The following is a 24,791-nucleotide window of genomic DNA, read 5'->3' as shown; positions in this document are numbered from 1 at the left end:
GAACTTGCCAGTGGCTGCCGGACCTGCGTGACGACCGGCGCGCGGCGCACTATAGGCTTGGCGCGTGAGCAGCACCGCATCGAAACCCCTGATCGCCTTTGCCGTCGCGGTTGTTGCGATCGGCAGCCTGTCGGCGATGGACGCCGCGATGAAGGGGCTGGTTATCGCGCTCGGAACATGGCCGACGATGTTGTGGCGCAGCGTTCTGGCGATCGCCGTGATCGCACCGATATATCTGCTGCTGCGCGCGCGCTGGCCGACACGCCGCGCGCTGCGCTTTCACATCATTCGCGGCGTGCTCGTCGTGCCGATGAGCGTGCTGTTCTTCTGGGGCCTGGCGCGCGTGCCGATGGCGCAGGCAATCGCGTTGAGCTTCATCGCGCCGCTGATCGCGCAATGGCTCGCCGCAGTGCTGCTGGGCGAAACCATGGGTCCGCGCACGCTGGCGGGGTCGCTGCTTGCATCGGCTGGCGTCGCGGTGATCTTTACCGGTCAGGCCAAGGCCGATCTCGGCGTTGATGCGCTCAAGGGATCGATCGCGATCATCGGCTCGGCGTTTTTCTACGCCTATAATATCGTCCTGATGCGGCAGCAGGCGCTCGCCGCCAAACCGCTCGAAATCGCCTTCTTCCAGTTCGCCGTGACCGGTGCCGCGTTCTGGCTGCTGACCCCGCTGATCGGCCTGCCGCCACTGCCGCAAGGCCATTGGGGCGCGCTTGCCATCGCCGCCTTGCTCTCGATGAGCGGCATGCTCTTGCTCGCCTGGGCCTATGCCCGCGCGGGTGCGGGCTATCTCAGCGCGAGCGAATATAGCGGCTTCGCCTGGGCAACGCTGTTCGGCTGGCTGGTGTTCGGTGAGCGTGTCTCGCCGTTCACGCTCGCTGGCGCCACTCTGATCCTCGCGGGCTGCTGGATCGCCGCGCGCGCACATAGCGAGCGGCCCGATGCCGCGCCGGTTGCCCCCGACATGATCCCGCCGCAGGCCGAGGCCGCGCACGACGCCTAGGCCAACCGCCGCCCCGTCCAGACGACGCGCCCGACAATCCCGACATCGCTCAGCGCCACATCGTCGAAACGCGGATAGGCGGGGTTGTCGCTGACCACCGACACGCGCCCGCGCCCCGGCGCGCGGCTCAGCCGCTTGACCTTGATCGCGTCGTCGATGCGGATGACGTAGATGCCGTCGCGCAACCGCTCGGCCCTATCGCCGGTATCGACCATGATCTCGTCGCCGTCGGCCAGCGTCGGCATCATCGAATCGCCCTCGACGCGGACGACCGAGAGCCGCTCGGGGATCAGGCCTTCGCGCCGTAGCCAGCCGGGATCGAATCCGATCGCGCCGACGCGGATCTCCTCGCCGGAAAGCGCGCCCGCCCCCGCCGACGCCCCGACGGCGAGCCGTGGCACGCCGAAAAACGCGCTCCCGCGTCCGCTGGCGGGACCCTCGCCACCGCCGAGCAACGCCTCGTCGACCCCGAAATAGCGCGCCAGCGTTGCGCGGTCGCGCTCGTCGAGGCGGCGCGGGCTGCCGCGCTTGATGAACTGCTGGACATAGGCCGGATTGCGCCGGAGCAGCCGCGACAGCGCGGCGTAATCGTCGCCGCGCTGTCGCGCCAGCCGGTCGAGCACGACACGCGGATCGTCGGGGGAAAGGCGGTCGAAATCCATCTTTCGACTATACTATAGGATTTTTCCTAGACAAGTAGGAAATCACTTAGCATCGTGGCAGCTCGAACCGAATCGAACGACGCACCGGAGGCCGCGATGGACATGCCGATCACCCGTAGAATAGAACAGTTCCTGCGCGATACGGGGATGCCGCCGACCGTGTTCGGGCGCCGTGCGCTGCACGATCCGCGCTTCGTCTTCGACCTCCGCCTCGGTCGCGAACCCGGCGCTCGGGTCCGGAACAGGGCAGAACATTTCATGAACAAATGGCACGCCAGCGGGGCCACCTACACTGCGCCGCCGCGCGGACGGCGCCACCTGTGACCGTCATGCGCCCAATTGGCTTCCGTTCGGCGCGCCACGATGTCCGGCTGGCGACGCAGATCGCGGCGCGGCTCGGGGCGGGCTGGCAGTGTCTGGCGATGCGCCGTGAAGGCTGGGCGAGCGCGACCTTCACCGGCGCGCGCCACCATCTCGTCTTCGCCGGCGCGCCCGATGCCGACCGTCGCGGCGCCGATCGCCTGGCGCGCGGCATCGCCGAGATCGACTTTGCCCTGCGCCACGCCTTCGTTGCCGATGCCGCGCTCAGCGACCGGCATCAGGATGCCGCCGGCTGGTGCCGGCTGCGCGTTGAATTGCTGGTAATCGACGACGCCTGAGCGCCGCCCGTCGTTGAGGCCGGTCAGCCCGCCGAGCGCTGCTGCATCCGCGCGAGCGTGCCGAGCGCCGCCTGCAACGCGGCGTCCATGTCGTCGCCGTCAGTGCCGTTTATCGCCTGTTCGACCGGAGCTTCGATCGGAGCTTCGGCCTGAGCTTCGGCCTGAGCTTCGATCGGCGCAGCGTCCATTTCGGCGGGCGGGCGCTGGGCTGGCGTAGCGACACCCTGCCGCGCCGCCATCCGCCGCTCGAGCTCGTCGATCAGCTCGCTGGTGCTCAGCCGTGACAGGTCGCGCCGCGAACCGTCACGCGTGTCGTCGTCGCGATCACCGGGCTCGAACATGTCGGCGAATTTCGCGCGAACATCGACCAGCGGGTCAATCTCTTCGTCGGGTGCGACCAGCGGCGGCGTGTCGTCTTCCTCCACTGCGGCGGCAAATTTCGGGCGCGCGTCGAGCGGATCGATCGCGGCGACATCGAACACGCCCCGCTCGCCCGCATCCTCATCACCCTCATCGCCCGCCTCGAACCCGCCGAGGTCGAACATCTCGTCGTCGGCGTCGTGGTCGGCCCTGTCATCGGCCCAGTCGTCGGCATCATCGTCAGTCATTGCGGCAGGATCGTAGCTGCTTTCGGCGCCGTAATCCTCGTGATCGCGGTTATCCTCGTCATAGTCGGCGTCGAACCGGAACGGCGCGCGCGGCGGCGCGTCGGGATGGCTGTCGGCGCGGCGCAGGCGCGGTTCGGCGACCTCGCCGTCATGGCCCAGTTCGGGGGTGCGTTTGCGCCGGCTCAGCAACCGGCCGAAATCGACCAGCCGCGCGATGGCAAAGGCGACGATCGCGACAAGCGCCGCCGCAACGAGCGCGACGACCGCGTGGCCCATGTCGCCGATTGGCAGCTTTGCGGCGGGTATCACCGTGTCGACATAGAGTTCGAAGACCGCGCGCTCGACCCAGCTGCGCGGCATCGCCATCACCAGCGCAATCGTCGCCGCCGCCGCGACAGCCGCAGCAATCGGCGCCTTGCGCAGGCGGTGCACGGGCGCATCCTGATATTCGGCCTCTTCGAGCCAGACCTGTTCGTCGTCCATCACAGTCTTCCCGTCATGCGCAAATTCGGCATCGTATCCGCACGGCTTTCGCCCCTATTATCATCTGCCGTCTATCAACTTTTGGTAAACAGGTTCGTAACGCAACACGTTCGCCGACCAGTCGCGCTCGCGCTCGACGAACGCGCGCCCCGCCGCGCGCATCGCCTCCCAGTCGCCGCGGCGCGCCAGCAGGTCGGCCAAGGTGGCGGCAATATCGGCGGGATTCGAAGGTTTGAACAGCGTTCCCGTCACCCCGTCCTTGATCAGTTCGCGATGACCGCCGATGTCCGATGCCGCGACGATCCGCCGCTGCGCCATCGCCTCCAATGGTTTCAGCGGCGTTACCAGCTCGGTCAGCCGCATCTTTTTGCGCGGATAGGCGAGGACGTCGATCAGCGCATAATAGCGTTCGACGTCGTCGTGCGGCACGCGGCCGGCAAAGACGATATGGTCGCGCACCGGCGATGCAGCCTGTGCCCTCAGCGCCGCCTCGCACGGCCCGCCACCGACAAGCAGCAGTTTCGCCTTGGGCCGCGCCGCGACGAGCGCGGGCATCGCCGCGATCAGGTCGTCGATTCCTTCGTAATCGTAGAAGCTCCCGATAAATCCGATCACCTCGGCATCGTCGAGGCCGAGCGCGCTGCGCAGCGTCGCGTCGGGCTGCGGCGGCGCCCCGAACAGCGCCAGGTCGACGCCGTTGGGCGATACCGTGATCTTGTCCGCCGCGACCCCGCGCGCGATCAGATCGTCGCGCAGCCCGTTACAGATCACGACGACCGCGTCGGCGGTATCGACCGCGCGGCGTTCGAGCCCGCGGATCAGGCGGTATTTGATGCTGCCCTCGCGCCCCGTACCGTTGCCGACCGCGGCATCCTCCCAGAAGGCGCGAATCTCATAGACCAGCGGCAGGCCGCGTTTTTTGGCGACGCGCGCCGCCGCCAGCGCATCGAGCACCGGCGAATGCGCGTGGAGGATATCGGGCCGCTCGATCGCGCACAGTTCGTCGATCCGCGCGGCGAGCGCACCGATTTCGCGCCATTCGCGGATCGGGCTCGGCAGCTTTGGAATGGCAGGCGTGCGATAGAAATCGATCCCGTCGATCCGTTCGTATGGCGGACCCGGCAGCGGATGGCGCACGCCGGTAACCCCGGCGACGTCCCAGCCGCGCGCCTGCTGCGCCTTCAGGATCGCGCGCGTGCGAAAGGTATAGCCCGAATGCGCGGGCAGGCTGTGGTCGAGGATATGGAGAACGCGCGTCATTGGCGCAGGCCCTAGCGCAATTCGCTTAACGGCGCGTCAACCGAATGCCATTATGGCGGCGACATGGTCGACAATTTCTCCATCCTGCTGTCGCACGGCCTGCTCGCTTTTGCGCTGTGGCGATTGCTCGGCCGGCCCGACCTCGACCAGGAAAGCGGCCGATGGGCCGACGCGCCCGAGGTGACCGCCCCCGCACCGTCCAAGCCCAAGCCCAAGCCATGGGGCGCGCGCGATGCGTGACATCTTCTTCGTCCTGTTCCTCGCCGGCTTCCTCGGCCTCGGGCTCAAGCGCCCGTTCCTGCTCGTGCTCGCCTATTGCTACGTCGACATCGTCGCGCCGCAGAAACTGAGCTATTATCTCGTCAACGCGATTCCCGTCTCGCTCGTCTGCTTCGTCTTCGCGCTGCTCGGCTGGCTGATCGCCGATGCCAAGCGCGACGTGCGCATATCGGGACGCCAGATCCTGCTCGTCCTGCTGCTGGTCTATTGCGGCCTGACCACGCTACAGGCCGATTTCCCCGCCGAGGCGCTCGTCAAATGGGACTGGGTGTGGAAGGCGCTGCTGTGGGCGATCTTCCTGCCGCTGACACTACGCACGCGGCTGCGCATCGAATCGCTCGCGCTGGTCATGGTCCTGTCGGTCGCCTCGATCGCGATTTCGGGCGGTATCAAGACGCTCGTCTCGGGCGGCGGCTATGGCTCGCTGCAGCTGCTGCTCAACGAGAATTACGGCCTCTACGAAGGCAGCATCATGTCGACCGTCGGCATCGCGGTGATCCCGCTGATCGTCTGGCTCGCGCGTTTCGGCACGGTCTTTCCCAAGTCGAAATACGTCACTGTGTTCGCCGCCGGGCTCGTCTTCGCCTGCCTGTTGCTGCCGATCGGGACGCAGGCGCGCACCGGCCTCGTCTGCGCCGCGGTGCTCGGCATCTTGATGCTGCGCACCGTGCGCTATCGCCTGCTCTATCTCGGCGGCGCCGCGCTGCTCGTGCTGGTCGCGGTACCGTTCCTGCCGGCGAGCTATACGCAGCGGATGGGGACGATCCAGAATTACGAGGCCGACCGCTCGGCCTCGACGCGCATCGCGGTGTGGCAGTGGACCTGGAACTACGCCAAGGATCATCCCTTCGGCGGTGGTTTCGACGCCTATCGCGGCAACCGGATCAGCTATGAGACCGAGGCGACGACCAGCGTCGGCAGCCAGACAACGGTCGAAAGCGACCGCGTCGTCGATCAGGCGCGCGCCTATCATTCGAGCTATTTCGAAATGCTCGGCGAACAGGGCTATCCCGGCCTTGCGCTGTGGCTGCTCCTCCACCTCACCGGCATCTGGCAGATGGAGCGGCTGCGCGCGCGTTATCGCAAGACGACCGACCCCGACAAGCTCTGGGTCGCCCCGCTCGCCACCGCGCTCGAAAATGCGCAGATCGTCTACATGGTCGGTTCGCTGTTCGTCGGCATCGCCTTCCAGAGCTTCATCTACATGATGCTCGCGCTCCAGATCGGTCTCGCCACCTACATCAGGCGTCGCGAAAAAGAGGCGGAATGGCGACCGTTGATGGGCAAGGCGAAGGTGCCCAAGCCAACCGAGCCGGTCGCATCGGTCTAATCTGGGATTGACCGCCCCCCTAACGACCCAATTTGCGCCCTTCCAGGCAACCAGCTAGCATCCCGAAACCGACCGTTCAGTCAGACAAGAGTGAGCGGATATCGGCGCGACCCAATTCTCCTTATCCTGACATAAAGAGATCCGACCATGCATCCTGAAATTCCGTATCTGAGGGAAGCGATGGTCTTTCTGGTTGCGGCCGGATTGATAATCCCTCTGGTGCGCAAGCTCGGGATAAGCCCGGTTCTCGGCTTCTTGTTCGTAGGCTTGCTGATTGGCCCGCATGGTGCCGGGCAGCTGGTCGGCGCCGCGCCGGTTCTCGAATATGCAGTTTTCGATGATCTCGACGGAGTCAGACGGTTCGCCGAATTGGGGGTCATATTTCTCCTCTTCACGATCGGGCTGGAGCTATCGACAGCGCAGCTCTGGGCGATGCGGCGGCTGGTATTCGGTTTAGGGGTAGCGCAAGTTGTCGTAACCGCGTTGACAATCGGCGTCATCGCTTACCTGTTTGGCAATTCGCTCGTCGCATCAGCAATCTATGGGCTTTGTCTGGCGCTTTCCTCCACCGCCCTCGTCATGCAGCTACTCACCGAAAACCGGCGGCTTAACACGCCCCCCGGGCGAAGCGCGTTTGGAATATTGCTGCTTCAGGATCTGGCGGTAGTCCCAATCCTGTTTTTTGTCGGATTTGTTGGACCCAATGTCGAAGGGTCGCTTGCCGGAGCGGCTGCGTGGGCAATCGGGGAGGCCGCACTGGTCATCACGGCAATCTTTCTGGCTGGCCGCGTGATTGTCCGGCCTTGGCTGAAATTTGTCAGCAGCACGGGCAGCCGAGAGGCATTCATGGCAGCCGTGCTGCTGCTTGTGCTGGCGACTGCCGCGCTCACAGCTCAAGCTGGGCTTTCGATGGCACTTGGGGCGTTCTTGGCTGGTCTGCTATTTGCTGGAACCGAATATCGCCACCAGATCGCGACCGATATAGAGCCCTTCAAGGGGCTGCTGCTCGGCCTGTTTTTCATATCGGTTGGCATGAGCCTGGATATGGCTGCGGTGTGGCACGATATTCTATGGGTGGTGACATCTGTCATTGGGCTTCTGGCGCTGAAAACCGTGATAACATTTGCTCTCGCCAAGGCGTTTCGCTTGCCCACCGCAGTGGCGGCGGAAACATCGATAATGATGAGCCAGGGCGGGGAATTTGCCTTTGTCGTGATCGCAGCTGCGCTGTCATTCGCCCTGCTTGATCCTGATGTCGCCCAGTTCATGTTGATGGTCGTCATTGTCACCATGTTCCTGACCCCCGCGCTTGCGGCTGTGGGGCGCAAACTGGCTGCGGGTCTTCGCGAAGCCAGCGCAGAGGCGCCCGATTTGGTGGCGACATCAGATGGAAGCCAGACAGTCATCATTGGCGGATTCGGCAGAGTTGGAAAAGTGTTGGCACATGTGCTGGAGGAACAGCGAATACCGTTCATTGCGGTCGATAACGATCCCGAGCTTGTTGCTGAACAGCGCGCGCACGGAAGGCCGATATATTTTGGCGATGCCAGCCAGCCTGATGTCCTGCGACATTTGGGGATCGAAAATGCCGCGGCCTTTGCCACCACAATGGATGCGCCCGAAACGGCAGAACATGTCATAAAGGCGATCCACCAAACATGGCCGCACGTCCCGATCATCGCGCGTGCCCGCGATGTCGACCATGCTGTGGTGTTGCGTGGCTCCGGCGCTAGAAGCGCCGTCCCCGAAACCATGGAAGCCAGCCTTGAGCTTTGCGAGCAATTGCTCACAGGAATCGGATTTCCAGAAGATGTCGCCCGCACATTGGTTGATGCCCAGCGCGTATGGCAAATGGGAACCATGGACCGTGAGCGGGCGGTCTAGACCAGCAACCATCAGGCCAAGGTTTGTCAAAACCTGACATCTGCCTCTTACTGGCTCGCTGTTCGTCGGCGTCGCTTTCCAGAGCTTCATCGACATGATGCTCGCGCTCCAGATCGGCCTCGCCACCTACATCAGGCGTCGCGAAAAAGAGGCCGAATGGCGCCCGCTGATGAGCAAGACGAAGGCGGCGGCAGCGGCGGAGCCGGTCGCATCGGCATAGATTTGGATTGAGCGACGGCAAACGGCCCAATTGCGGAGATTGGCGCTGTCGTATAAAATGCGGAAATGTCAGACGAACATACGCTCGACCGTTACTTGGCTCCCGGCACAAAAGTGAGCCTAAAAAGTCCAACGGACGGTGAATTCGAACACGGTGTGGTAGTTCACTGCTGGGGTGACGACGAAATTGACGCCTATGACTGCTACGTCGCTTTTTTTGGTGCCGAGGCGCCTGTCCGCACGCCGCGAGAGAAGCCCTATATCCTTCGCTACGCTGCAAGTTCGCTGCGAGTTACGGAACCTTCACCTCATGCCCTGATGCTGCGCGATACCGTATTAGAAATGAAGGAGCACCTTGACGAACTAACAGGTGATACGGACTTCGACCGTGGCTATGCCATGGCATACGACTTCGCGACGAAAACGCTCAAGCAGCAATGCGAAGCTTTTGGTCTGCGCGAAGATTTAGGCTGGATGAAGCCTGATGTGTCAAAGTGGCTACGTGATGACTGATGTCCGCTTCCCACCCGACTAAGGACAGTGGCGGTCATTAAGGCTGAGCTTTAACAAAGAGCTTGGCGCAGCTCCCCACCGCGTCGATCACTCCCTACGCATCGACATCCGCCTCGATCAGCGCGTCCGAAATCGCGCGGCTGAATGCGGGGATATCGTCGGGCTTGCGGCTGGTGATGAAATTGCCATCGACGACCACTTCGCGGTCGACCACGTCGGCGCCCGCATTCTCAAGATCGGTGCGCAGCGAGGGCCAGCTGGTCGCCTGGACGCCGTCGATCACGTCGGCCTCGACCAGCAACCACGGCCCGTGGCAGATCGCCGCGATCGGCTTTTCGGCCGCGGCGAATTCGGCGACGATTTCAACCGCGCGCGCGTTCATCCTCAGCGCATCGGGATTGGTCACGCCGCCCGGGATCACCAGCGCGTCGTAATCGTCGCAATCGACCTCGTCGATCGTGATATCGGGGGTCACCTTGCCCTGTTTCTCGCCTCCGCTTTCGCCCTGTATCGGGTCGCTCTTGGGCGATGCCAGAGTCACCTCGGCGCCCTCGCCGGTCAGATAGTCGCGCGGTTCGGTCAGTTCGGAATATTCGAACCCGTCGGTCGCGATGAAAAGGATTTTCTTGCCGCTAAGGTCGGCCATGGTCGGCTCCTGTCATGGTGTCGGGGGATAGGAGGAAAACCATCGGCAGCGGATTTTGTTGCGCATTATTTAATCGTCCCGTGCCCCCAACCGCGGGAACGAATGGCCGCTGCGAAGGTTTGGAATCGCACCGATTACGCGTGCGAAAGCAAACCGATGGCCGACAAGCTCATCTACATCGACGACGACCTGCCCGGCATCACGCGCAAGCGTGCCGGGACCGGCTGGGCCTATTACGATGCCAAGGGAAAGCACATCGACGACCGCGAGGAGATCGACCGGCTCAACGCCATCGCGCTGCCGCCTGCCTATGTCGACGCCTGGTTCTGCCCCGCGCCCAACGGCCACATCCTCGCCACCGGCTATGACGACAAGGGCCGCAAGCAGTATCGCTACCATCCCGATTTCCGCGCCGCGCGCGAGGCCGAGAAGTACGAGGCCTGCGCTGCGTTCGGCCGCGCGCTGCCGCTGCTGCGCCAACGCCTCGAAAAGGATCTGCGCGCGCGCAGCCTGAGCCGCGAACGCGCCGTCGCCGCGGTCGTCCGCCTGCTCGACCTGTCGGCGCTGCGCGTCGGCAACGAAAGCTATGCCGTGCGCAACAAGAGCTTCGGCGCCACCACACTGCGCCGCCGCCATGCCCGCCTCACCGGCACGACGATCAAGCTCAAGTTCCGCGCCAAGTCGGGTCAGCTGCGCGAAGTCGCGATCACCGACCGCAGCCTCGCGACGATCGTCACGCGGATGCAGGACCTGCCCGGCCAGAAGCTGTTCCAGTATGTCGATGGCGACGGCGAGCCGCACCCCGTCACCTCGACCGACGTCAACGATTACATCCACGAAGCGATGGGCGACGATTTCACCGCCAAGAACTTCCGCACCTGGTCGGCGAGCCTCGCCGCGTTCCAACGGCTTGTCGATGGCAAGGGCGAGGTCGCGATGAAGGAGCTGCTCGATCACGTCTCGGGCTCGCTCGGCAACACTCCGGCGATCGCGCGCAAGTCGTACATCCATCCCGCGATGCTGCAGGTGTGCAAGGCCGAGCAGGCCGAATTCCGACAGGGGTTGCGCCTGCCGCGCGCGACGCGCTACCTCAACCGCTACGAACGCGGCCTGATCGAGTATCTCGAGAGCGCACCGTGCGCCGAGGAGCTGCTCGCCGCCGCCTGATCCAGACCCTAGGGGGCCCATTTGACCACCGGCACCACCGCCGACGCCATCACGTCACAGTCGTTCGCCGCCGCGCTCACGCGCACCTGGGACGGCGCGATCGCCTGGATAAGCGCGCATACGACCGAAATCCTCATCGCCTTCGCCGTGGGCACCGCGATCTATTTCGCGCTCCACGCGATCAAGCGCTTCGCCACCGCGCGCGCGCGCAAATCGCCCGATCGCTATCGCTTCAGCACGATCGTCTGGCGCGTCCTCGGCAAGACCAGCGAGCTCGTCATCCTGATCTCCGCGATCCGGCTCGTCTCGAGCTACGCCCAGGCGCCCACCGCGGTCGAACGCACGATCGCGGTGCTGTTCACGATTGCCGCGGTCATGCAGGTCGCGATCTGGGCGCGCGAGGCGATCCTCGGCTTCATCCAGCGCCGCGCCGGCGCGGGCGAGCACGACACGCTCGAAAACGCGCTGACGCTGATCCGCCTGATCGTCAGCGTCGTCGTCTTCGCGATCGCCTTCATCGTCGTCCTCGACAATCTTGGCATCGACGTCACCGGCCTCGTCGCCGGCCTCGGCATCGGCGGCATCGCCATCGGCCTTGCCGCGCAGGGCATCTTTTCCGACCTGTTCGCCGCATTGGCGGTGATCTTCGACAAGCCGTTCCGCCGCGGCGACGTGATCCAGGTCGACGGCATCGTCGCCACGGTCGAAACGATCGGCCTCAAATCGACGCGGCTGCGTGCGACGACGGGCGAAGAGGTGATCCTCGCCAATGCCAAGATGCTCGACCAGCGGATCGACAATTTCACGCGCCTCAACCGCCGCCGGACGCGCTTCGGCATCGGCGTCATCTACCAGACCAAGCCCGCCGAGGCGCGGCGCATTCCCGACATGCTCAAGGACATCGTCGAGCGGCACCACGCCAGCTTCGTCCGCGCCGGTTTTGTCGGCTTCGGCGACAGCTCGCTCAATTTCGAACTCGATTTCGACATCATGAGCACCGATTTCGAAGTCGTCTTCGCCGGCCGTCACGCGATCGGCCTCGCCATCGTCGAAGCGTTCAACGAAGCGGGTCTCGAATTCGCCTATCCGACGCAGACCACCTTCACCTCGGCCCCTGACGGCACGATGATCATGCCCTATCCGCACGTCATGCCGGTAGTGAACGCGAAGGACTGATCGGCGCCGCGAACTTGCCCCTACGGCAACCGCACCGCGCCAAGCTCGCCCTTGCAAAGCGCGGCCGATCGCCGCAGATCGGGGGCCAACCGAAGGATCCGCGATGACGCAAATCACCCCCGAAGACCTCAAGGCGAAGATCGGCGAGCATCTCGGCACGTCGGACTGGGTGCTGATCGACCAGCCGATGATCGACGCCTTTGCCGACGTGACCCGCGATCCGCAGTTCATCCATATCGATCCCGTCGCCGCCGCGCAGACGCCGTTCGGCGGCACCATCGCGCACGGCTTCCTCACCCTCTCGCTGCTCTCGCACATGGTCGCCGCGTCCGACCGGCCAGAGATCGCGGGGGTCAAGATGGGGGTCAATTACGGCTTCGACAAAGTCCGCTTCCTCGCGCCCATCCGCTCTGGCAAGCGCGTGCGCGGCCATTTCCTCCTCCGCGACCTCGTTGAAAAGCGCCCCGGCCAGTGGCAGCAATGCCTCGAATGCACGGTCGAGATCGAGGGCGAGGACAAGCCCGCGCTGATCGCCGACTGGATCGGCCAGTTTTTCGTGTAAGACAGCTTTAAAACCATCAGAGACTCACAAAGGAATTACCCCATGCGCAACGCCGTCATCGTATCCACCGCCCGCACCGGCCTCGCCAAGGCCGGACGCGGATCGTTCAACGCCACCATGGCCCCGACGATGGGCAGCTTCGCGGTCAAGGCTGCGGTCGAACGCGCCGGGATCGATCCTGCCAGCATCGATGACTGCATCATGGGCGCCGCGCTGCAACAGGGCACGCAGGCGCCCAACATCGCGCGCCTCGTCGGCCTGCGCGCCGGCCTGCCCGTCACCGTGCCGGGCATGTCGATCGACCGCCAGTGCTCGAGCGGCCTCATGACGATCGCGACCGCGGCGAAACAGATCATCGTCGACCGGATGGACACGATCGTCGCCGGCGGGCTCGAGCAGGTGTCGATGGTCCGCGGCGAAAAGCTGTGGATCGAGTTCGACCGCGAACTCATCGCGATGCACAATGCGACCTACATGCCGATGATCCAGACCGCCGAAGTCGTCGCCAAGCGCTATGACATCAGCCGCGAAGCACAGGACGAATATTCGCTCCAGTCGCAGCAGCGCACCGCCGCCGCGCAGGCAGCGGGCAAGTTCGACGACGAGATCGTCCCCGCCACCGTCATGATGAATGTCCAGGACAAGGCGACCGGCGAGATCTCCCAGAAAGAGGTCACGATCGACAGCGACGAATGCAACCGCCCGGGCACCACGCTCGAAGGCCTGGCCGGACTGCCGCCGGTCCTCGGGCCGGGCAACTGCATCACCGCGGGCAACGCCAGCCAGCTTGCCGACGGCGCCTCGGCAGTCGTCGTGATGGAAGCGAAATCGGCCGAAAAGGCGGGCCTCACCCCGCTCGGCCGCTATGTCGGCATGGCCGTCGCGGGCACCGAACCCGACGAAATGGGCATCGGTCCGGTCTTCGCCATCCCCAAGCTGCTCGAACGCTTCAACCTCAAGATGGACGATATCGGCCTGTGGGAACTGAACGAGGCGTTCGCGGTCCAGGTTCTCTATTGCCGCGACAGGCTCGGCATTCCCAACGATCTGCTCAACGTCAACGGCGGCTCGATCTCGATCGGCCATCCGTTCGGCATGACCGGCGCACGCTGCACCGGCCACGCGCTGATCGAAGGCAAGCGCCGCGGCGCGAAGTACGTCGTCGTCACGATGTGCATCGGCGGCGGCCAGGGCGCGGCAGGCCTGTTCGAAGTTCTCTGATGGCTTAACCCCAGTGGGAAGGATCCCCCAATGACCGATGATCGCATAGAGACTGTCCGCAGGCTGTACGATGCGTTCGCCACCGGCGACATGGCGGCAGTGGGGGATCTGCTGGGTGAGACCGACTGGCACGAGGCCGAGGGCATGCCCTATGGCGGGCGCTACACCGGCTTTGCCGAGATCGCCGCGCACGTCTTCGGCCCGATCGCCAACGACGTCGAACGCTTCACCGCCGTCCCCGACGACATCGCCCTGTTGGGCAAGACGCGCGTCGCCGCCTTCGGCAACTATCGCGGCAAGGGGGCCAAGGGAGAGGTCGACGTGCCCTTCGCGCACATCTGGACCGTTATCGAAGGCAGGCTGGAACGGTTCGTCCAGTATGTCGACACCTACCTCTTCCGCCAGGCCACGGGACTTTAAGCCGATCGCCCCCCGCCCAGCCCCCAGCTCCAGGCCCAACCGCAAACCCAGCCTGGCGCACCAGCTGCGCGTCAACGGCCACGCCGTCTGGCTCGCCGCGCGCGATCCGCGCTGCCCGTGGTCGGCGCGCATCGTCGGGCTGATTATCGGCGCCTATGCGCTCTCGCCGATCGACCTGATCCCCGACTTCATCCCGGTCATCGGCCTGCTCGACGACGCGATCCTGGTGCCCGTAGGCCTGTGGATCATGGCGAAGCTGATTCCCGACGCGTTATGGGCCGAGCACCGCGCCGCCGCCGAGGCCGCATCGCAGCACCCCGTCTCGCGCGGCGGCATCGTCATCGTCATCGCCGTCTGGCTGACCGTGCTCGCCGCATTCGGCTGGTGGATGTACGCGCGCTACGACTGAGCGCGGAACCACGCGGGGGATCGGGGGGTTGGTCAGGCAAACCCCAAAAGGAGAACCCCGATGACCGACGACACCGAAATCAAGGCGAAATTCTGGAAAGCGCTCAGGGACGACCGCACGATCATGCTCGGCCTCGCCGACGAACATGGCCACACCCGCCCGATGACCGCGCAGCTCGACGAAGAGGTCCATGGCGAGGAAAACGGCCCGCTCTACATCTTCACCTCGGTCGACAACGGCATCGTCGAAAAGCTTGGTAATGGCTCGGGCGCTGATAGCCACCGGGCAATCTCGACCTTCGCCAGCAAGGGCCACGACATCTTCGCGACGATCGACGGGACGCTCTCGATCGATACCGATCGCAGCAAGGTCGACCGCCTGTGGAACCGCTTCGTCGCCGCCTGGTACGAAGACGGGAAAGACGATCCCAACCTGCGCCTGCTGCGCTTCGACACGACCCACGCCGAAATCTGGGTCGACGCCAGCTCGACGATCGCCGGCATCAAGATGCTGATCGGCATCGACCCCAAGCAGGACTACAAGGACAAGGTCGCCGACGTAGCGCTGTAACTTCCATCACCCTCTCCCCTTTTTGGGGAGAGGTAGCGAGACTTGGCAGCTTGCTGCCTTAGGCGAGCGGAGAGGGGCTGATCGCCACGCAACCTCACACCCCCGGATAATCGAAAGGCCGCGCCGCTCCCTCGGATCGCGGCCTTTTCGCTGCACGCTCGCAATCCTACGAACTTGCTGGCGCGGCGCTGCTGTTGCACAGTTTGCCGTGAGTGCGACAGGGAGGGCATGATGACCACGGTCACAAACGATCTTACGATCGGCGATCTGCGCGCAGCGATCGCCGCCGGATGGGCCGATTTCCGGGCCTGTCCTGCCTTCGGGCTGTTCTTCGCCGCGATCTACATCGCTGCGGGATTATTGCTGTATTACGCGCTGTTCGTCCGCGCCGAGGCCGCTTGGCTGGTCCCGGCCGCTGCGGGCTTCCCGCTCCTCGCCCCCTTTGCCGCCGTCGGCCTGTACGAAGTCAGCCGCCGCCGCGAGGCAGGCCTGCCGATGAAATGGGGACCGGTCCTCGGCGCATTGCGCGGGCATGACGACGGGCAGATATTGACCATGGGCGTCATCGTGTTCGTCGCCTTCGCTTTCTGGATCGGCATCGCGCACGGCATTTTCGCGATCTTCATGGCGCAATCGGGTGTCGGATCGCAGTCGCTTGCGCTGTTCGGCACCGCCACGGGGATCGCGATGCTCGTCGTCGGCGGTGCCGCCGGGGCACTGATGGCGCTGGCGCTCTTTTCGATCACGGTCATCAGCCTGCCGATGCTGGTCGATCGCGAGGTCGATTTCATCACCGCGATCATCGCCAGCCTGGCGACGATCCGATCGAACCGTTTCGTCCTGCTCGCCTGGGCGATCATCGTCGCCGTTTCGCTGTTCGCCGCGATCGTCCCGCTCTTCCTGGGCCTGCTCGTCGTGCTGCCGGTACTCGGCCACGCGACCTGGCACCTCTACCGCCGTTCGGTTCACTAGGGCGGCATTGCCCGGATAATCGAAAGGCCGCGTCCCTCCCGGGATCGCGGCCTTTCCATTGTCAGCCGGAGCTAACGGTATCTCAGGCGAGCGCCCCCCTGGAGGCCATGCTCAAACCCATACCGACCTGCGGCATTTGACAATGAGACATCGGACCACCTCCTTTCGCTTGTTGAACTTGGGATACAATGTGAATCGGTCGCGCCCGAAGGTCAATGACAAATTTCATTGCGTGAAAAGACCGCCGATGGCGCGCGCTCGAACGTCATGGCCGCCAGACGCCGCTCGCGTTCCGCGCAGCGCGCCCCTTCGGGCTCAGCGCGCGGGTTCGATCGCGCTGACCATGACATGATAGCCGTCGGGATCGCGCAGCGCGAATTCCAGCATCCCGGTGGCAGAGTGGTCGCCGCGACATCGGCAACCCGATGATGGTCCAGATGCGGCGCACCGCGCTATCCCCGGCGTCTCGCGACAAACCGGTCGATCACCCCGCCGAGCACCGTCATCGGCACCGCGCCGCCAAGCACGACGGAATCGTTGAACCCGCGGAAATCGAACTTCGCGCCCAGTTCGGCCTTGGCCTTCTGGCGCAGCGTGTTGATCGTCGTGTGGCCGACCTTGTAGCCGCACGCCTGGCCTGGCCAGCTGCAATAGCGGTCGACCTCGCCCGACACTTCCTCGACCGTCGATCCGTTGTTGGTCGCGAACCAGTCGATCGCGTGGTCGCGCGTCCAGCGCTTGGAATGAATGCCGGTATCGACGACCAGCCGGCACGCGCGAAACGCCAGGCTCTGCAGGTAGCCCAGCCGCTCGACCGGGTTGGCGTCGTACACGCCCAGCTCGTCGGCGAGCTGCTCGCCATACAATGCCCAGCCTTCCGAGTAGGCATTGAACGCGAGCAGGCTGCGCACCAGCGGCAGCTTGTGGGTATATTCGCCCTGCCAGACATGGCCCGGGATCGTCTCGTGATAGGCAAGATCGGGCAATGCGTAGCGCGGCCAGATCTCGGTCGTGCGCAGGTTGATCCACAATCGCCCCGGCACCTTGCCGTCGATCGATCCGGAACCGCCATAGGCCCCCGGCGCGCCGGGTTCGACCTCGGGTGCCATCCGCTTCACCTCGGCATTGCCCGGCACCAGCGTATGGAACGCCTGCGGCATCCGCCCGCGAATGTCGGCGATCCGCTCGCTCAAAAAGTCGATGATCTGCTTGCGACCCTCGTCATTGTTGGGGAACAGGTATTTGGGGTCCTTGCCGAGCGCCGCCATCCGCGCGCCGACGCTGCCCTTGCTGTACCCCTCGCCCTTCAGGATCGTGTCCATCCGCCCCTGCAGCTCGGCGAGCTGGTCGAGGCCCATCTGGTGCACTTCGTCGGGGGTCAGCGTCGTCGTCGTCCCCGCGCGCAGCGCCCAGGCATAATAGGCATCGCCCTGCGGCAGGTCCCACACGCCGGCATTGCTGTTGGCCAGCGGCACATGCTGCTCGATCTCGGCGAGCTGGCGCGCCAGTGCCGGGGCGATCGCGTCGCGCGCGATCTTCGCTGCGCGCGCCTGGTAATCGCCGCCCAGTTCCTTGGCGCGATCCGCGAGCGAGGAAACGATGCTCCAGCTTTCGGGGGCCCCCTTCTGCGCGATCGTCAGTTGGTTGACCGTCTTCTTGAGCAGGAAATCGGGCGCCACCACGCCCAGCCCGCGGTCATGGCGCAGCCGCTCGGTCTCGCCGTCGAGATTGCGGGCATAGGCGCGCATCCGGTCGAGATAGGCCTCGGCATCGTCGCTCGTCTCGATTGTGTGCGAACTGTCGAGGAAGCTCGGCACGTCGAGGAACTGGCCGACATTCTGCGCGACGACATAGGGCGAGTTGCGATAGCTGCCGAAGGCGACGTCGCCATAGGGGAATTTCCAGCCGTCGAGCGCCAGCTCGTGCGCCGCGATCACAACCTCGGCGTCGAGCGCATCCTGCCCCGCCAGCGACGGCATCATCGCCTGCGTCGCCGCGAGCCGCGCCTTGGCCCCGGCAACCTGCGCCGCAACGCCGCTTGGCGTCAGGTCGGTGAGGCGATGCTTGAGCGCGGCGCGCGCACCATTGTCGATCCCCAGCCCCGTCGCCTGCTCGGGATATTGCCGCATGATCGCTTCGGCGAGCGGATCGAGCGGCGAGGGATTGGTGTAGGTAATCGGGCCCGCCGCACCGGCCCCGACCGCGCCAACCGTCCGCGCGCACCCCGGCAGCAAGGCCACCCCTGCGCCGAGCGCGGTCGTGGCGAGAAACTTGCGGCGGTCGATCGGTGCGGTCATTGGGCGGGGCCTTTCGGAAAGAGCGTGGAGCCCTCACCTTAAGGCGGGATTTCTCCGCGCGCCACACCCTGTCTGGCGAAGCGCGTTTACCCTTCGTGTGCCGCGATCCAGTCCTCGACAACCGGCGCGATCTTGGTCCGCCATTTCGACCCGTTGAAGATGCCGTAATGGCCGACATCCTTGGCGAGCAGGTATTTCTTCTGGTCGGCCTTCAGCCCGTCGGCGATCGTCAGCGCCGCCCTGGTCTGGCCGATGCCCGAAATATCGTCGTGCTCGCCCTCGATCGCCAGCAGCGCGGTATCGGTGATGTCGCTCGCATCGACGACATGGCCGTTGTGGACGTACTCGCCCTTGGGCAGCGCGTGCGTCTGGAACACGACCTCGATCGTCTGGAGGTAGAATTCGGCCGACATGTCGGCAACCGAACGATATTCCTCGTAGAAATCCTTGGTCTTGTCGGCGCTGTCGTCGTCGCCTTCGACGAGATGCTTGAACATCTCCCAATGGCTGGTGAGATGGCTGCCGAGGTTCATCGTCATGAAACCGGCAAGCTGGAGGAAGCCGGGATAAACCTGGCGGCCCGAGCCGGCATACTGGAACGGGACGGTTGCGATGACATTCTGTTCGAACCAGCTGTGCGGCCGCTCGGTCGCGACGGTGTTGACCGACGTCGGTGCTTTGCGCGTGTCGATCGGGCCACCCATCATCGTCAGCGTCAGCGGGCGATGCGGGTTCTTGTCGCGCCCCATGCACGCGGTCGCGGCAAAGCACGGCACCGACGGCTGGCACACCGCGAGCATATGCGCGCGCGGGTTGCTGTCCTTGCCGCCAGCCCCCTTCGAACCAGCTTGGCCGATATGCTCGAGCCAGCCCATGACGTAATCGACATAGTCGTCGAGGTCGAACTTGCCCTCGGAGAGCGGCACGTTCTTGGCATCGCGCCAGTCGGTGACATAGACGTCGTGGCCGGGGATCATCCGCTCGACCGTGCCGCGCAGCAAGGTCGCGAAATGGCCCGACATCGGCGCGACGATCAGCAGCTTGGGCCCCTGGTCGGCGACGCCTTGCTTGGTGAAATGCTTGAGCTGGCCGAACGCATGGCGCGCCTCGATCGCTTCTTCGACCGCGACCGGCTTGCCGTCGACTTCGACGCTGTCGATGCCGAATTCGGGCTTGCCGCGCGGGGCCGACGCATGTGCGAACACCTCGAGCGCAGCCGACAGCACCGGACCGCCGCCGATATAGCCGAACGGGTTGGCGGGATTGGCAAGAAACTGCGCGCCAATATCGGCAAACGCGCTCGCGCCCGCCAGCAGCGATCGCTGCACTTCATAGGCGCTGTATAACATTGGTGATGGCCCCCCAAACGGCATGTACTCTTGCACCGGAAAATATGGTGCCGATCTGATCCAGTCCACTCTACGGTCCTCCTGTCATGTTGCAATGCACTATGCACGCAAAGGTTGCATATTGAGGCGCATTGCCGCGCCTGCTACGGGGCTGCATGGCCGACGCACCCCCTCCCTCCGCACCGCTTTCCCCCACAGCCACGCGAGAGGATGACGCGCCGCGCCCGATCGGCAATCTGCGCATGGTGTGGGACTTTGCGCGCGGCTATCCGGGCAGGATCGCGATCGCGATGTTCGCCCTCGCCACCGCCGCGGGCGCGACGCTCGCCATCCCCGCGGGCCTCAAGCGCATCGTCGATGACGGATTCGAAGGCGGCAGCAGCGATATCGCACCCTATTTCCATTACCTGTTCATGATCGTCGGCGTCCTCGCGCTCGCCACCGCGATCCGCTTCTATTTCGTCAGCTGGATCGGCGAACGCGTCGTCGCCGACATTCGCGAGGCGGTGCAGCGCAACCTGCTGCGCCTCGCCCCCGCCTTCTTCGAGGAGAACCGCCCGTCGGAAATCTCCTCGCGGATGACCTCGGACACGACGATCATCGAACAGGTCGTCGGCACGACGCTGTCGGTCGCCCTGCGCAACATCGTCATGGGCATCGGCGGCGTCGCCTATCTTTTCACGCTCGCGCCAAAGCTGACCGGCATGATGCTGCTCGGCATTCCCTTGGTGATCGTCCCGATCGTGTTTCTCGGGCGCAAGGTGCGGACGATCTCGCGCGACAGCCAGGATCGCGTCGCCGATGTCGGCTCGATGGCCTCCGAGGTGCTCGGCGCAATGAAGATCGTCCAGGCATTCGGCCAGGAAGAGCGCGAGGCGACGCGCTTCGCCGGCGCGGTCGAGGCGACCTTCACCACCGCCAAGCGCCGCATCCTGATCCGCGCGCTGATGACCGCGATCGTCATCGGCCTGATCTTCGGCGCGATCACCTCGTTGATGTGGTACGGCGCGACCGAGGTCCGCGCCGGGCATATCAGCGGCGGGACGATCCTCGCCTTCCTCTTCACCGGGATCATCGTCGCGGGCGCGTTCGGCGCGCTGACCGAAGTCTATGGCGACCTGCTGCGCGGCTCGGGCGCAGCCGGGCGGCTCGGCGACCTGCTCTCCGAACAACCCGCGATCGCGCCGCCAACCCACCCGACGCCGCTGCCCGAACCGGCGCAGGGCCAGCTGTCGTTCGACGCCGTCACCTTCCGCTATCCGACCCGTCCAGAAGTCGCCGCGCTCGACGATTTCAGCCTCGACGTCCGCCCCAATGAACGGCTCGCCGTGGTCGGCCCGTCGGGCGCGGGCAAGACGACATTGTTCCAGCTGATCCAGCGCTTCTACGACCCGCAGGCGGGCGAGCTGCGCCTCGACGGCGTGCCGCTGACCGCCGCCGACCCCGCCGACATTCGCGGCCGCATCGCGATGGTGCCGCAGGAAACCGTGATCTTTGCCGCCAGCGCGCGCGACAATCTGCGCTACGGCAACTGGGCGGCAACCGACGACGATCTGTGGGAGGCCGCGCGCGCGGCCAATGCCGAGGGGTTCCTGCGCGCGCTGCCGCAGGGGCTCGATACGTTCATGGGGGAAGGCGGCGCACGCCTGTCGGGTGGCCAGCGCCAGCGGCTCGCGATCGCCCGCGCATTGCTGCGCAAGGCACCGCTGCTGCTGCTCGACGAAGCGACCAGCGCGCTCGACGCCGAATCCGAAGCCAAGGTGCAGGACGCACTCGACCACCTCATGGAAGGCCGCACGACGATCGTCATCGCGCACCGTCTCGCCACCGTCCGCGCCGCCGATCGCATCGTCGTGATGGACGCCGGACGCATCGTCGAACAGGGCGACCATGACACGCTGATCGCCAAGAACGGCCTTTACGCGCGTCTCGCCAGGCTCCAGTTCGAAAGCTGACCCGCCCGGGGAAAGGCCCGATCATGTCCCGCCCACGCGAAATTGCGCGCACTTTATCTCGCCCACTGATCGCCGGGTCGGCGCTGCTGCTCACCGCCTGCGGACCGACGTCGGGACCGCCGGCCAATCAGTCCGATGCAACGCGCGACGCGCCGGCGCCGACGCCGGTGCTTGCCACACCCCCCGCTCCCGAAGCCGCGCCAGCGCCGACGGCGGGCACGAGGCATTTCACCGGCCCCAAGGGAAGCGTCCGCCTCGATTATCCCGCCGACTGGACGCCAGGAACCGATTTCGCGGGCCATGCGATGATGACGGGCGGCTGGCGCGTGCGCTTCACCGGCACCGAAAATGTCAGTGGAAAGGGGATCGTCAGCTTCACCCGCACCGCGCGCCCGAGCGAGGGTCCGGGTGAGGTGATCGAGATGCTGCGGATCGGCGCCAGCGACGCTGTCGCGGCGCGCACCGACTGCGCTACCGCGGGCCTGTCGACCGATTTCGGCAGCCGCCTGCCCGACCGCACGATCGGCGGACGCAGCTGGGCGGCATGGCGCCAGTCGGATGTGGGGATGAGCCAGCAGGCCGACGTTCTCGCGCTGCGAACGCTCGTCGGCAATACATGCTATGCGGTCGACCGGATCGGCTATGCGGTCAAGGCAAAGGAGCCGGCACACGGCCTGCCGGCACAGGCCGCCGTGAGCGCCGACCTCGACGCGATCCTCGCCAGCCTCGTTATCGGGTCGAACGGCTCGCCACCCGGCGGCTAGCCACCCGGACTTTACCCGGGCGAAGTTCAGCGACGCTCAGGCGCGCCGCGCGAACCTGCTCTGCACTGCCGGGCCATTCGTTGCTTGGGCCAGCTTGCAGCTTTCGACAAACCTGGCGCACTTCTCGATGGCATCGTCGACCATCGCCTCAATCCGTGCCAACGCGACCTGCTCTTCGCCTGCCGCGGCCAGCGTCCCGCCCTGTCTCTGGCGGTTGCGGGTCAGCGCTTCGATCGTCGCCAGTGTATGGCGTCCCCAGCCGATCCGGTGGATCTGGAGCGCGCGCGCACGGCGCGACACGTCGTTGCCCATCGCGCGCACCGTCGGCGCATCGAAATCGCTCGCGTGTAACGCCGCGCTCAGCGCGAGGTCGACGCTGTGAAGACAGAGCAGCTCAAACGGCGCGCGGACGAGCGTGCTACCGCGACCCGGGCGCGTGCGCGCCGCAGCGGCGCGAAACCCCTGCGCGAGGTTGAGCAATGCGCCCGCTTCGTCGGCATTGGCCGGATGATTGTGCTGAGCCTTGGTCCCCATCGCGCTGTTATTGACGCAGATAAGTTGAAGAACGGTCAACGCGCTCTGGCGAGGCCGAGGGATGCACGTCCTGCGCTGCGGACAAACAAAAAGGGCGGCCCGCGAAGGCCGCCCTCTCGTTCATCGGTATCGCCGAAGCGATACGTGTGATGATTACATGCCCGAACCGGGACCGTAGGTGATTTCCACGCGACGGTTCTGGTCGTTGCGAACGCCGTCGAGCGTCTGAACGCGCAGCTGCGTCTCGCCGAAGGCTTCCGACGAAATCATGCCGTCGTTGATGCCACGCGACGTCAGGTACGAACGAACCGAGTCGTTGCGACGCTGCGACAGGCCGACGTTGTACTGCGCAGTACCCGACGTATCGGTGTGACCTGCGAGCATGACCTGCGTACCCGAACAACCGCTGTTGTAAGCCGAGACTGCGTTGTCGAGCGTCGACGCGGCGTCAGGCGTGATGTCCGACTTATCCCAGTCGAAGAACACGATGTACGGTCCAGGCGTGCAGACCGGCGGCGGCGGCGGTGCGACGACCGGCGGCGGCGGCGGTGCAACGACCGGCGGCGGTGCAACGACTGGCGGCGGCGGCGGAACCGGACGACCGAAGTTGTAGGTCAGGCTGCCGAGAATCGAGTGCGACCGGAAACGCGTGTGAACATCGCGACCGAGCGAGTCGACGAGGTCGACGCCCGAAGCGTTGAAGAAACGGTATTTCAGGCCGATGTCGATGTTATCGGTCAGCGGCGTACGAACGCCGGCGAGTGCCTGCCATGCAAAGCCGGTATCGCTGTCATTCAGGAAGTTGTTAGCAAAAACATAGTCGAGCTTGACGCGCGAAACGCCGGCACCACCGCCGACAAAGCCCTGAAGACCATCGTCATCACCGAAGTCGAGCAAACCATTGACCATGAAGGCCAGGGCCTGTGAGCTGCCGTTGATCGGATAGGTGCCGACAACAGGCGTGCCGGTCGTTCCCGAGGGAATCCCGGGAGCTGTAGCAGCAATCGATTCAACGTCGGCACGACGATACGAACCTTCGGCTTCGAGACGGAATGCACCGAAATCGTAACCGATCACGCCACCGAAGTCATAACCATAGTCATGGTTGACCGATGCAGCGTCCTTGGTGCCCGAAATATCGAGACTGATGTCTTCGACGATCATAGGACCGCCCTCAAGACCTACGTACCACGCGCCGTCCGTCGCCAAGGCGGGGGACGCCATGGCGGTGGAAGCGAGTGCCACAGCGATGGCAAGCTTCTTCATATTATTTCCCCTTTCAAAAGAGACTGGAACTCTCGCTGAACAACCTAAACCCATGAAAGTTTCCATGCAACCCAGCAATTTTACTATTGTTGCACAAAAGCCGCACTCTTTCCCGGTGAAAGAGAACAGAGTTTTAGTTCGCGATAATCAGCCCGGCCATAGCGAGCGCGGATGCCAGCGTCGAGAGCGCATTTCGCGCTTCGGCGTCGACGACTGCGCCGCCGTCGGGAGCGGCATAGACCGGTGGCGCGCTCCATGTGCTCGCGCTGAAGACTGCCCGCGCGCCCGACAGCCATGCCTGCATGCCTTCGACCGGCGTGACAAAGCGCCAGCCGCCACCCGTCATCAGCGCGATCCGGCCGTCCTGCCCCGCCCATTCGCCGCTCGCTCCGGGACCTACCAGCCAGGCCTGGCCCGCTACGGCATCGACCGGCGGCGCGCTTTCGCTGTCCGATTCGATCACCGGATGGATGATCCCGTCGATCAGCGCGAGCGCTTCGTTGTGCGTGATTTCCTTCTGCGCCTGCGCCGCCGCGAGCAACGGCAGCGCGAATCGCACGCTGTTAAAGTCGCTGTCCAT

General features: G+C 65.0%; 27 protein-coding genes. 18 read left to right on the top strand and 9 right to left on the bottom strand.

What is annotated here, in order from left to right; all coding sequences use genetic code 11:
- Positions 1-64 precede the first annotated feature (64 nt).
- Positions 65-1,006, top strand: a complete 942-nt coding sequence (locus FSZ31_RS11035) for a DMT family transporter (protein ID WP_236643786.1) — start codon at positions 65-67, stop codon at positions 1,004-1,006.
- Here the strand turns inward: FSZ31_RS11035 and FSZ31_RS11030 are convergent.
- Positions 1,003-1,668 (bottom strand): S24 family peptidase, encoded by a 666-nt coding sequence (locus FSZ31_RS11030; RefSeq protein WP_147123434.1) that lies wholly within the window; start codon positions 1,666-1,668, stop codon positions 1,003-1,005. The two genes, FSZ31_RS11035 and FSZ31_RS11030, sit on opposite strands and share 4 nt — an antisense overlap.
- A 54-nt stretch (positions 1,669-1,722) precedes the next feature.
- On the opposite strand from FSZ31_RS11030, the gene FSZ31_RS11025 reads away from it, so the two are divergent.
- Entirely contained in the window at positions 1,723-1,992 is a 270-nt protein-coding gene (locus FSZ31_RS11025; protein ID WP_328592397.1) for a hypothetical protein, read from the top strand.
- Positions 1,989-2,327 (top strand): hypothetical protein, encoded by a 339-nt coding sequence (locus FSZ31_RS11020; protein ID WP_147123433.1) that lies wholly within the window; start codon positions 1,989-1,991, stop codon positions 2,325-2,327. Before FSZ31_RS11025 ends, FSZ31_RS11020 begins: the two co-directional genes overlap by 4 nt.
- A 23-nt stretch (positions 2,328-2,350) precedes the next feature.
- On the opposite strand, the gene FSZ31_RS11015 is transcribed toward FSZ31_RS11020, so the two are convergent.
- Positions 2,351-3,418, bottom strand: a complete 1,068-nt coding sequence (locus FSZ31_RS11015; protein WP_147123432.1) for a hypothetical protein — start codon at positions 3,416-3,418, stop codon at positions 2,351-2,353.
- A 60-nt stretch (positions 3,419-3,478) separates the two neighbouring features.
- Entirely contained in the window at positions 3,479-4,678 is a 1,200-nt protein-coding gene (locus FSZ31_RS11010) for a TIGR04063 family PEP-CTERM/XrtA system glycosyltransferase (protein ID WP_147123431.1), read from the bottom strand.
- Between the two features lie 63 nt (positions 4,679-4,741).
- Here FSZ31_RS11010 and FSZ31_RS12850 point away from each other — a divergent pair, with 63 nt between their 5' ends.
- The 5 genes from FSZ31_RS12850 (at position 4,742) to FSZ31_RS12915 (ending at position 8,903) form a co-directional block, all read left to right on the top strand.
- Positions 4,742-4,918, top strand: a complete 177-nt coding sequence (locus FSZ31_RS12850; RefSeq protein WP_161596012.1) for a hypothetical protein — start codon at positions 4,742-4,744, stop codon at positions 4,916-4,918.
- Positions 4,911-6,287: a putative O-glycosylation ligase, exosortase A system-associated gene (locus tag FSZ31_RS11005; protein ID WP_147123430.1), complete on the top strand. Its 1,377-nt coding sequence runs from the start codon at positions 4,911-4,913 to the stop codon at positions 6,285-6,287. The genes FSZ31_RS12850 and FSZ31_RS11005 overlap by 8 nt, the downstream gene beginning before the upstream one ends.
- Positions 6,288-6,434: 147 nt before the next feature.
- The gene (locus FSZ31_RS11000; RefSeq protein ID WP_147123429.1) at positions 6,435-8,171 is read left to right on the top strand and encodes a monovalent cation:proton antiporter-2 (CPA2) family protein; all 1,737 of its coding nucleotides are present in this window, start codon (positions 6,435-6,437) and stop codon (positions 8,169-8,171) included.
- 94 nt (positions 8,172-8,265) lie between these two features.
- A complete protein-coding gene (locus FSZ31_RS13070; protein WP_268934280.1) occupies positions 8,266-8,391 on the top strand; it encodes a hypothetical protein in 126 nt (41 codons plus the stop codon).
- A 65-nt stretch (positions 8,392-8,456) separates the two neighbouring features.
- Entirely contained in the window at positions 8,457-8,903 is a 447-nt protein-coding gene (locus FSZ31_RS12915) for a hypothetical protein (protein ID WP_201739173.1), read from the top strand.
- A gap of 94 nt (positions 8,904-8,997) precedes the next feature.
- Here FSZ31_RS12915 and FSZ31_RS10990 read toward each other — a convergent pair whose 3' ends face one another.
- Entirely contained in the window at positions 8,998-9,549 is a 552-nt protein-coding gene (locus FSZ31_RS10990; protein WP_147123428.1) for a type 1 glutamine amidotransferase domain-containing protein, read from the bottom strand.
- 156 nt (positions 9,550-9,705) lie between these two features.
- Between FSZ31_RS10990 and FSZ31_RS10985 the strand changes: the two genes are divergently transcribed.
- The 8 genes from FSZ31_RS10985 to FSZ31_RS10950 all read left to right on the top strand — a co-directional run bounded on the left by FSZ31_RS10985 (position 9,706) and on the right by FSZ31_RS10950 (position 16,046).
- Positions 9,706-10,716, top strand: a complete 1,011-nt coding sequence (locus FSZ31_RS10985) for a DNA topoisomerase IB (RefSeq protein ID WP_147123427.1) — start codon at positions 9,706-9,708, stop codon at positions 10,714-10,716.
- A gap of 21 nt (positions 10,717-10,737) precedes the next feature.
- Positions 10,738-11,892 (top strand): mechanosensitive ion channel family protein, encoded by a 1,155-nt coding sequence (locus FSZ31_RS10980; protein ID WP_236643785.1) that lies wholly within the window; start codon positions 10,738-10,740, stop codon positions 11,890-11,892.
- 103 nt (positions 11,893-11,995) lie between these two features.
- On the top strand, positions 11,996-12,454 hold the full coding sequence (locus FSZ31_RS10975) for a MaoC family dehydratase (protein WP_147123426.1): 459 nt from the start codon (positions 11,996-11,998) through the stop codon (positions 12,452-12,454).
- Between the two features lie 42 nt (positions 12,455-12,496).
- Positions 12,497-13,675 (top strand): acetyl-CoA C-acyltransferase, encoded by a 1,179-nt coding sequence (locus FSZ31_RS10970; protein ID WP_147123425.1) that lies wholly within the window; start codon positions 12,497-12,499, stop codon positions 13,673-13,675.
- Between the two features lie 30 nt (positions 13,676-13,705).
- Positions 13,706-14,095, top strand: coding sequence for a nuclear transport factor 2 family protein (locus FSZ31_RS10965; RefSeq protein ID WP_147123424.1), 390 nt, complete (start codon positions 13,706-13,708; stop codon positions 14,093-14,095).
- Entirely contained in the window at positions 14,055-14,504 is a 450-nt protein-coding gene (locus FSZ31_RS10960; protein WP_147123423.1) for a YkvA family protein, read from the top strand. Before FSZ31_RS10965 ends, FSZ31_RS10960 begins: the two co-directional genes overlap by 41 nt.
- A gap of 60 nt (positions 14,505-14,564) precedes the next feature.
- The gene (locus FSZ31_RS10955; RefSeq protein ID WP_147123422.1) at positions 14,565-15,074 is read left to right on the top strand and encodes a pyridoxamine 5'-phosphate oxidase family protein; all 510 of its coding nucleotides are present in this window, start codon (positions 14,565-14,567) and stop codon (positions 15,072-15,074) included.
- A 231-nt stretch (positions 15,075-15,305) separates the two neighbouring features.
- Positions 15,306-16,046 (top strand): DUF2189 domain-containing protein, encoded by a 741-nt coding sequence (locus FSZ31_RS10950; protein ID WP_236643784.1) that lies wholly within the window; start codon positions 15,306-15,308, stop codon positions 16,044-16,046.
- Positions 16,047-16,498: 452 nt separating this feature from the next.
- On the opposite strand, the gene FSZ31_RS10945 is transcribed toward FSZ31_RS10950, so the two are convergent.
- Positions 16,499-18,343: a DUF885 domain-containing protein gene (locus FSZ31_RS10945; RefSeq protein WP_147123420.1), complete on the bottom strand. Its 1,845-nt coding sequence runs from the start codon at positions 18,341-18,343 to the stop codon at positions 16,499-16,501.
- An 86-nt stretch (positions 18,344-18,429) separates the two neighbouring features.
- Positions 18,430-19,692 (bottom strand): polyhydroxyalkanoate depolymerase, encoded by a 1,263-nt coding sequence (locus tag FSZ31_RS10940; RefSeq protein ID WP_147123419.1) that lies wholly within the window; start codon positions 19,690-19,692, stop codon positions 18,430-18,432.
- A 155-nt stretch (positions 19,693-19,847) separates the two neighbouring features.
- On the opposite strand from FSZ31_RS10940, the gene FSZ31_RS10935 reads away from it, so the two are divergent.
- Both FSZ31_RS10935 and FSZ31_RS10930 read left to right on the top strand, forming a co-directional pair.
- Positions 19,848-21,647: an ABC transporter transmembrane domain-containing protein gene (locus FSZ31_RS10935; protein WP_147123418.1), complete on the top strand. Its 1,800-nt coding sequence runs from the start codon at positions 19,848-19,850 to the stop codon at positions 21,645-21,647.
- 23 nt (positions 21,648-21,670) lie between these two features.
- Complete coding sequence (locus tag FSZ31_RS10930) at positions 21,671-22,411, top strand: hypothetical protein (RefSeq protein WP_147123417.1); 741 nt, start codon at positions 21,671-21,673, stop codon at positions 22,409-22,411.
- A 36-nt stretch (positions 22,412-22,447) separates the two neighbouring features.
- Here the strand turns inward: FSZ31_RS10930 and FSZ31_RS10925 are convergent, their stop codons facing one another.
- The 3 genes from FSZ31_RS10925 to FSZ31_RS10915 form a co-directional block, all read right to left on the bottom strand.
- Positions 22,448-22,984 carry a hypothetical protein gene (locus FSZ31_RS10925; RefSeq protein ID WP_147123416.1) on the bottom strand — a complete coding sequence of 179 codons (537 nt, stop codon included), beginning with the start codon at positions 22,982-22,984 and terminating at the stop codon, positions 22,448-22,450.
- Positions 22,985-23,098: 114 nt separating this feature from the next.
- Complete coding sequence (locus FSZ31_RS10920; RefSeq protein WP_147123636.1) at positions 23,099-24,211, bottom strand: OmpA family protein; 1,113 nt, start codon at positions 24,209-24,211, stop codon at positions 23,099-23,101.
- A gap of 133 nt (positions 24,212-24,344) precedes the next feature.
- Positions 24,345-24,791 carry a DUF2793 domain-containing protein gene (locus FSZ31_RS10915; protein WP_236643783.1) on the bottom strand — a complete coding sequence of 149 codons (447 nt, stop codon included), beginning with the start codon at positions 24,789-24,791 and terminating at the stop codon, positions 24,345-24,347.

The organism is Flavisphingopyxis soli, from assembly GCF_007995095.1.
Classification (GTDB): Bacteria; Pseudomonadota; Alphaproteobacteria; order Sphingomonadales; family Sphingomonadaceae; genus Flavisphingopyxis; species Flavisphingopyxis soli.
Note: the sequence above shows the minus strand (reverse complement) of the source record. Positions and strands in the feature narration are given on the sequence as shown.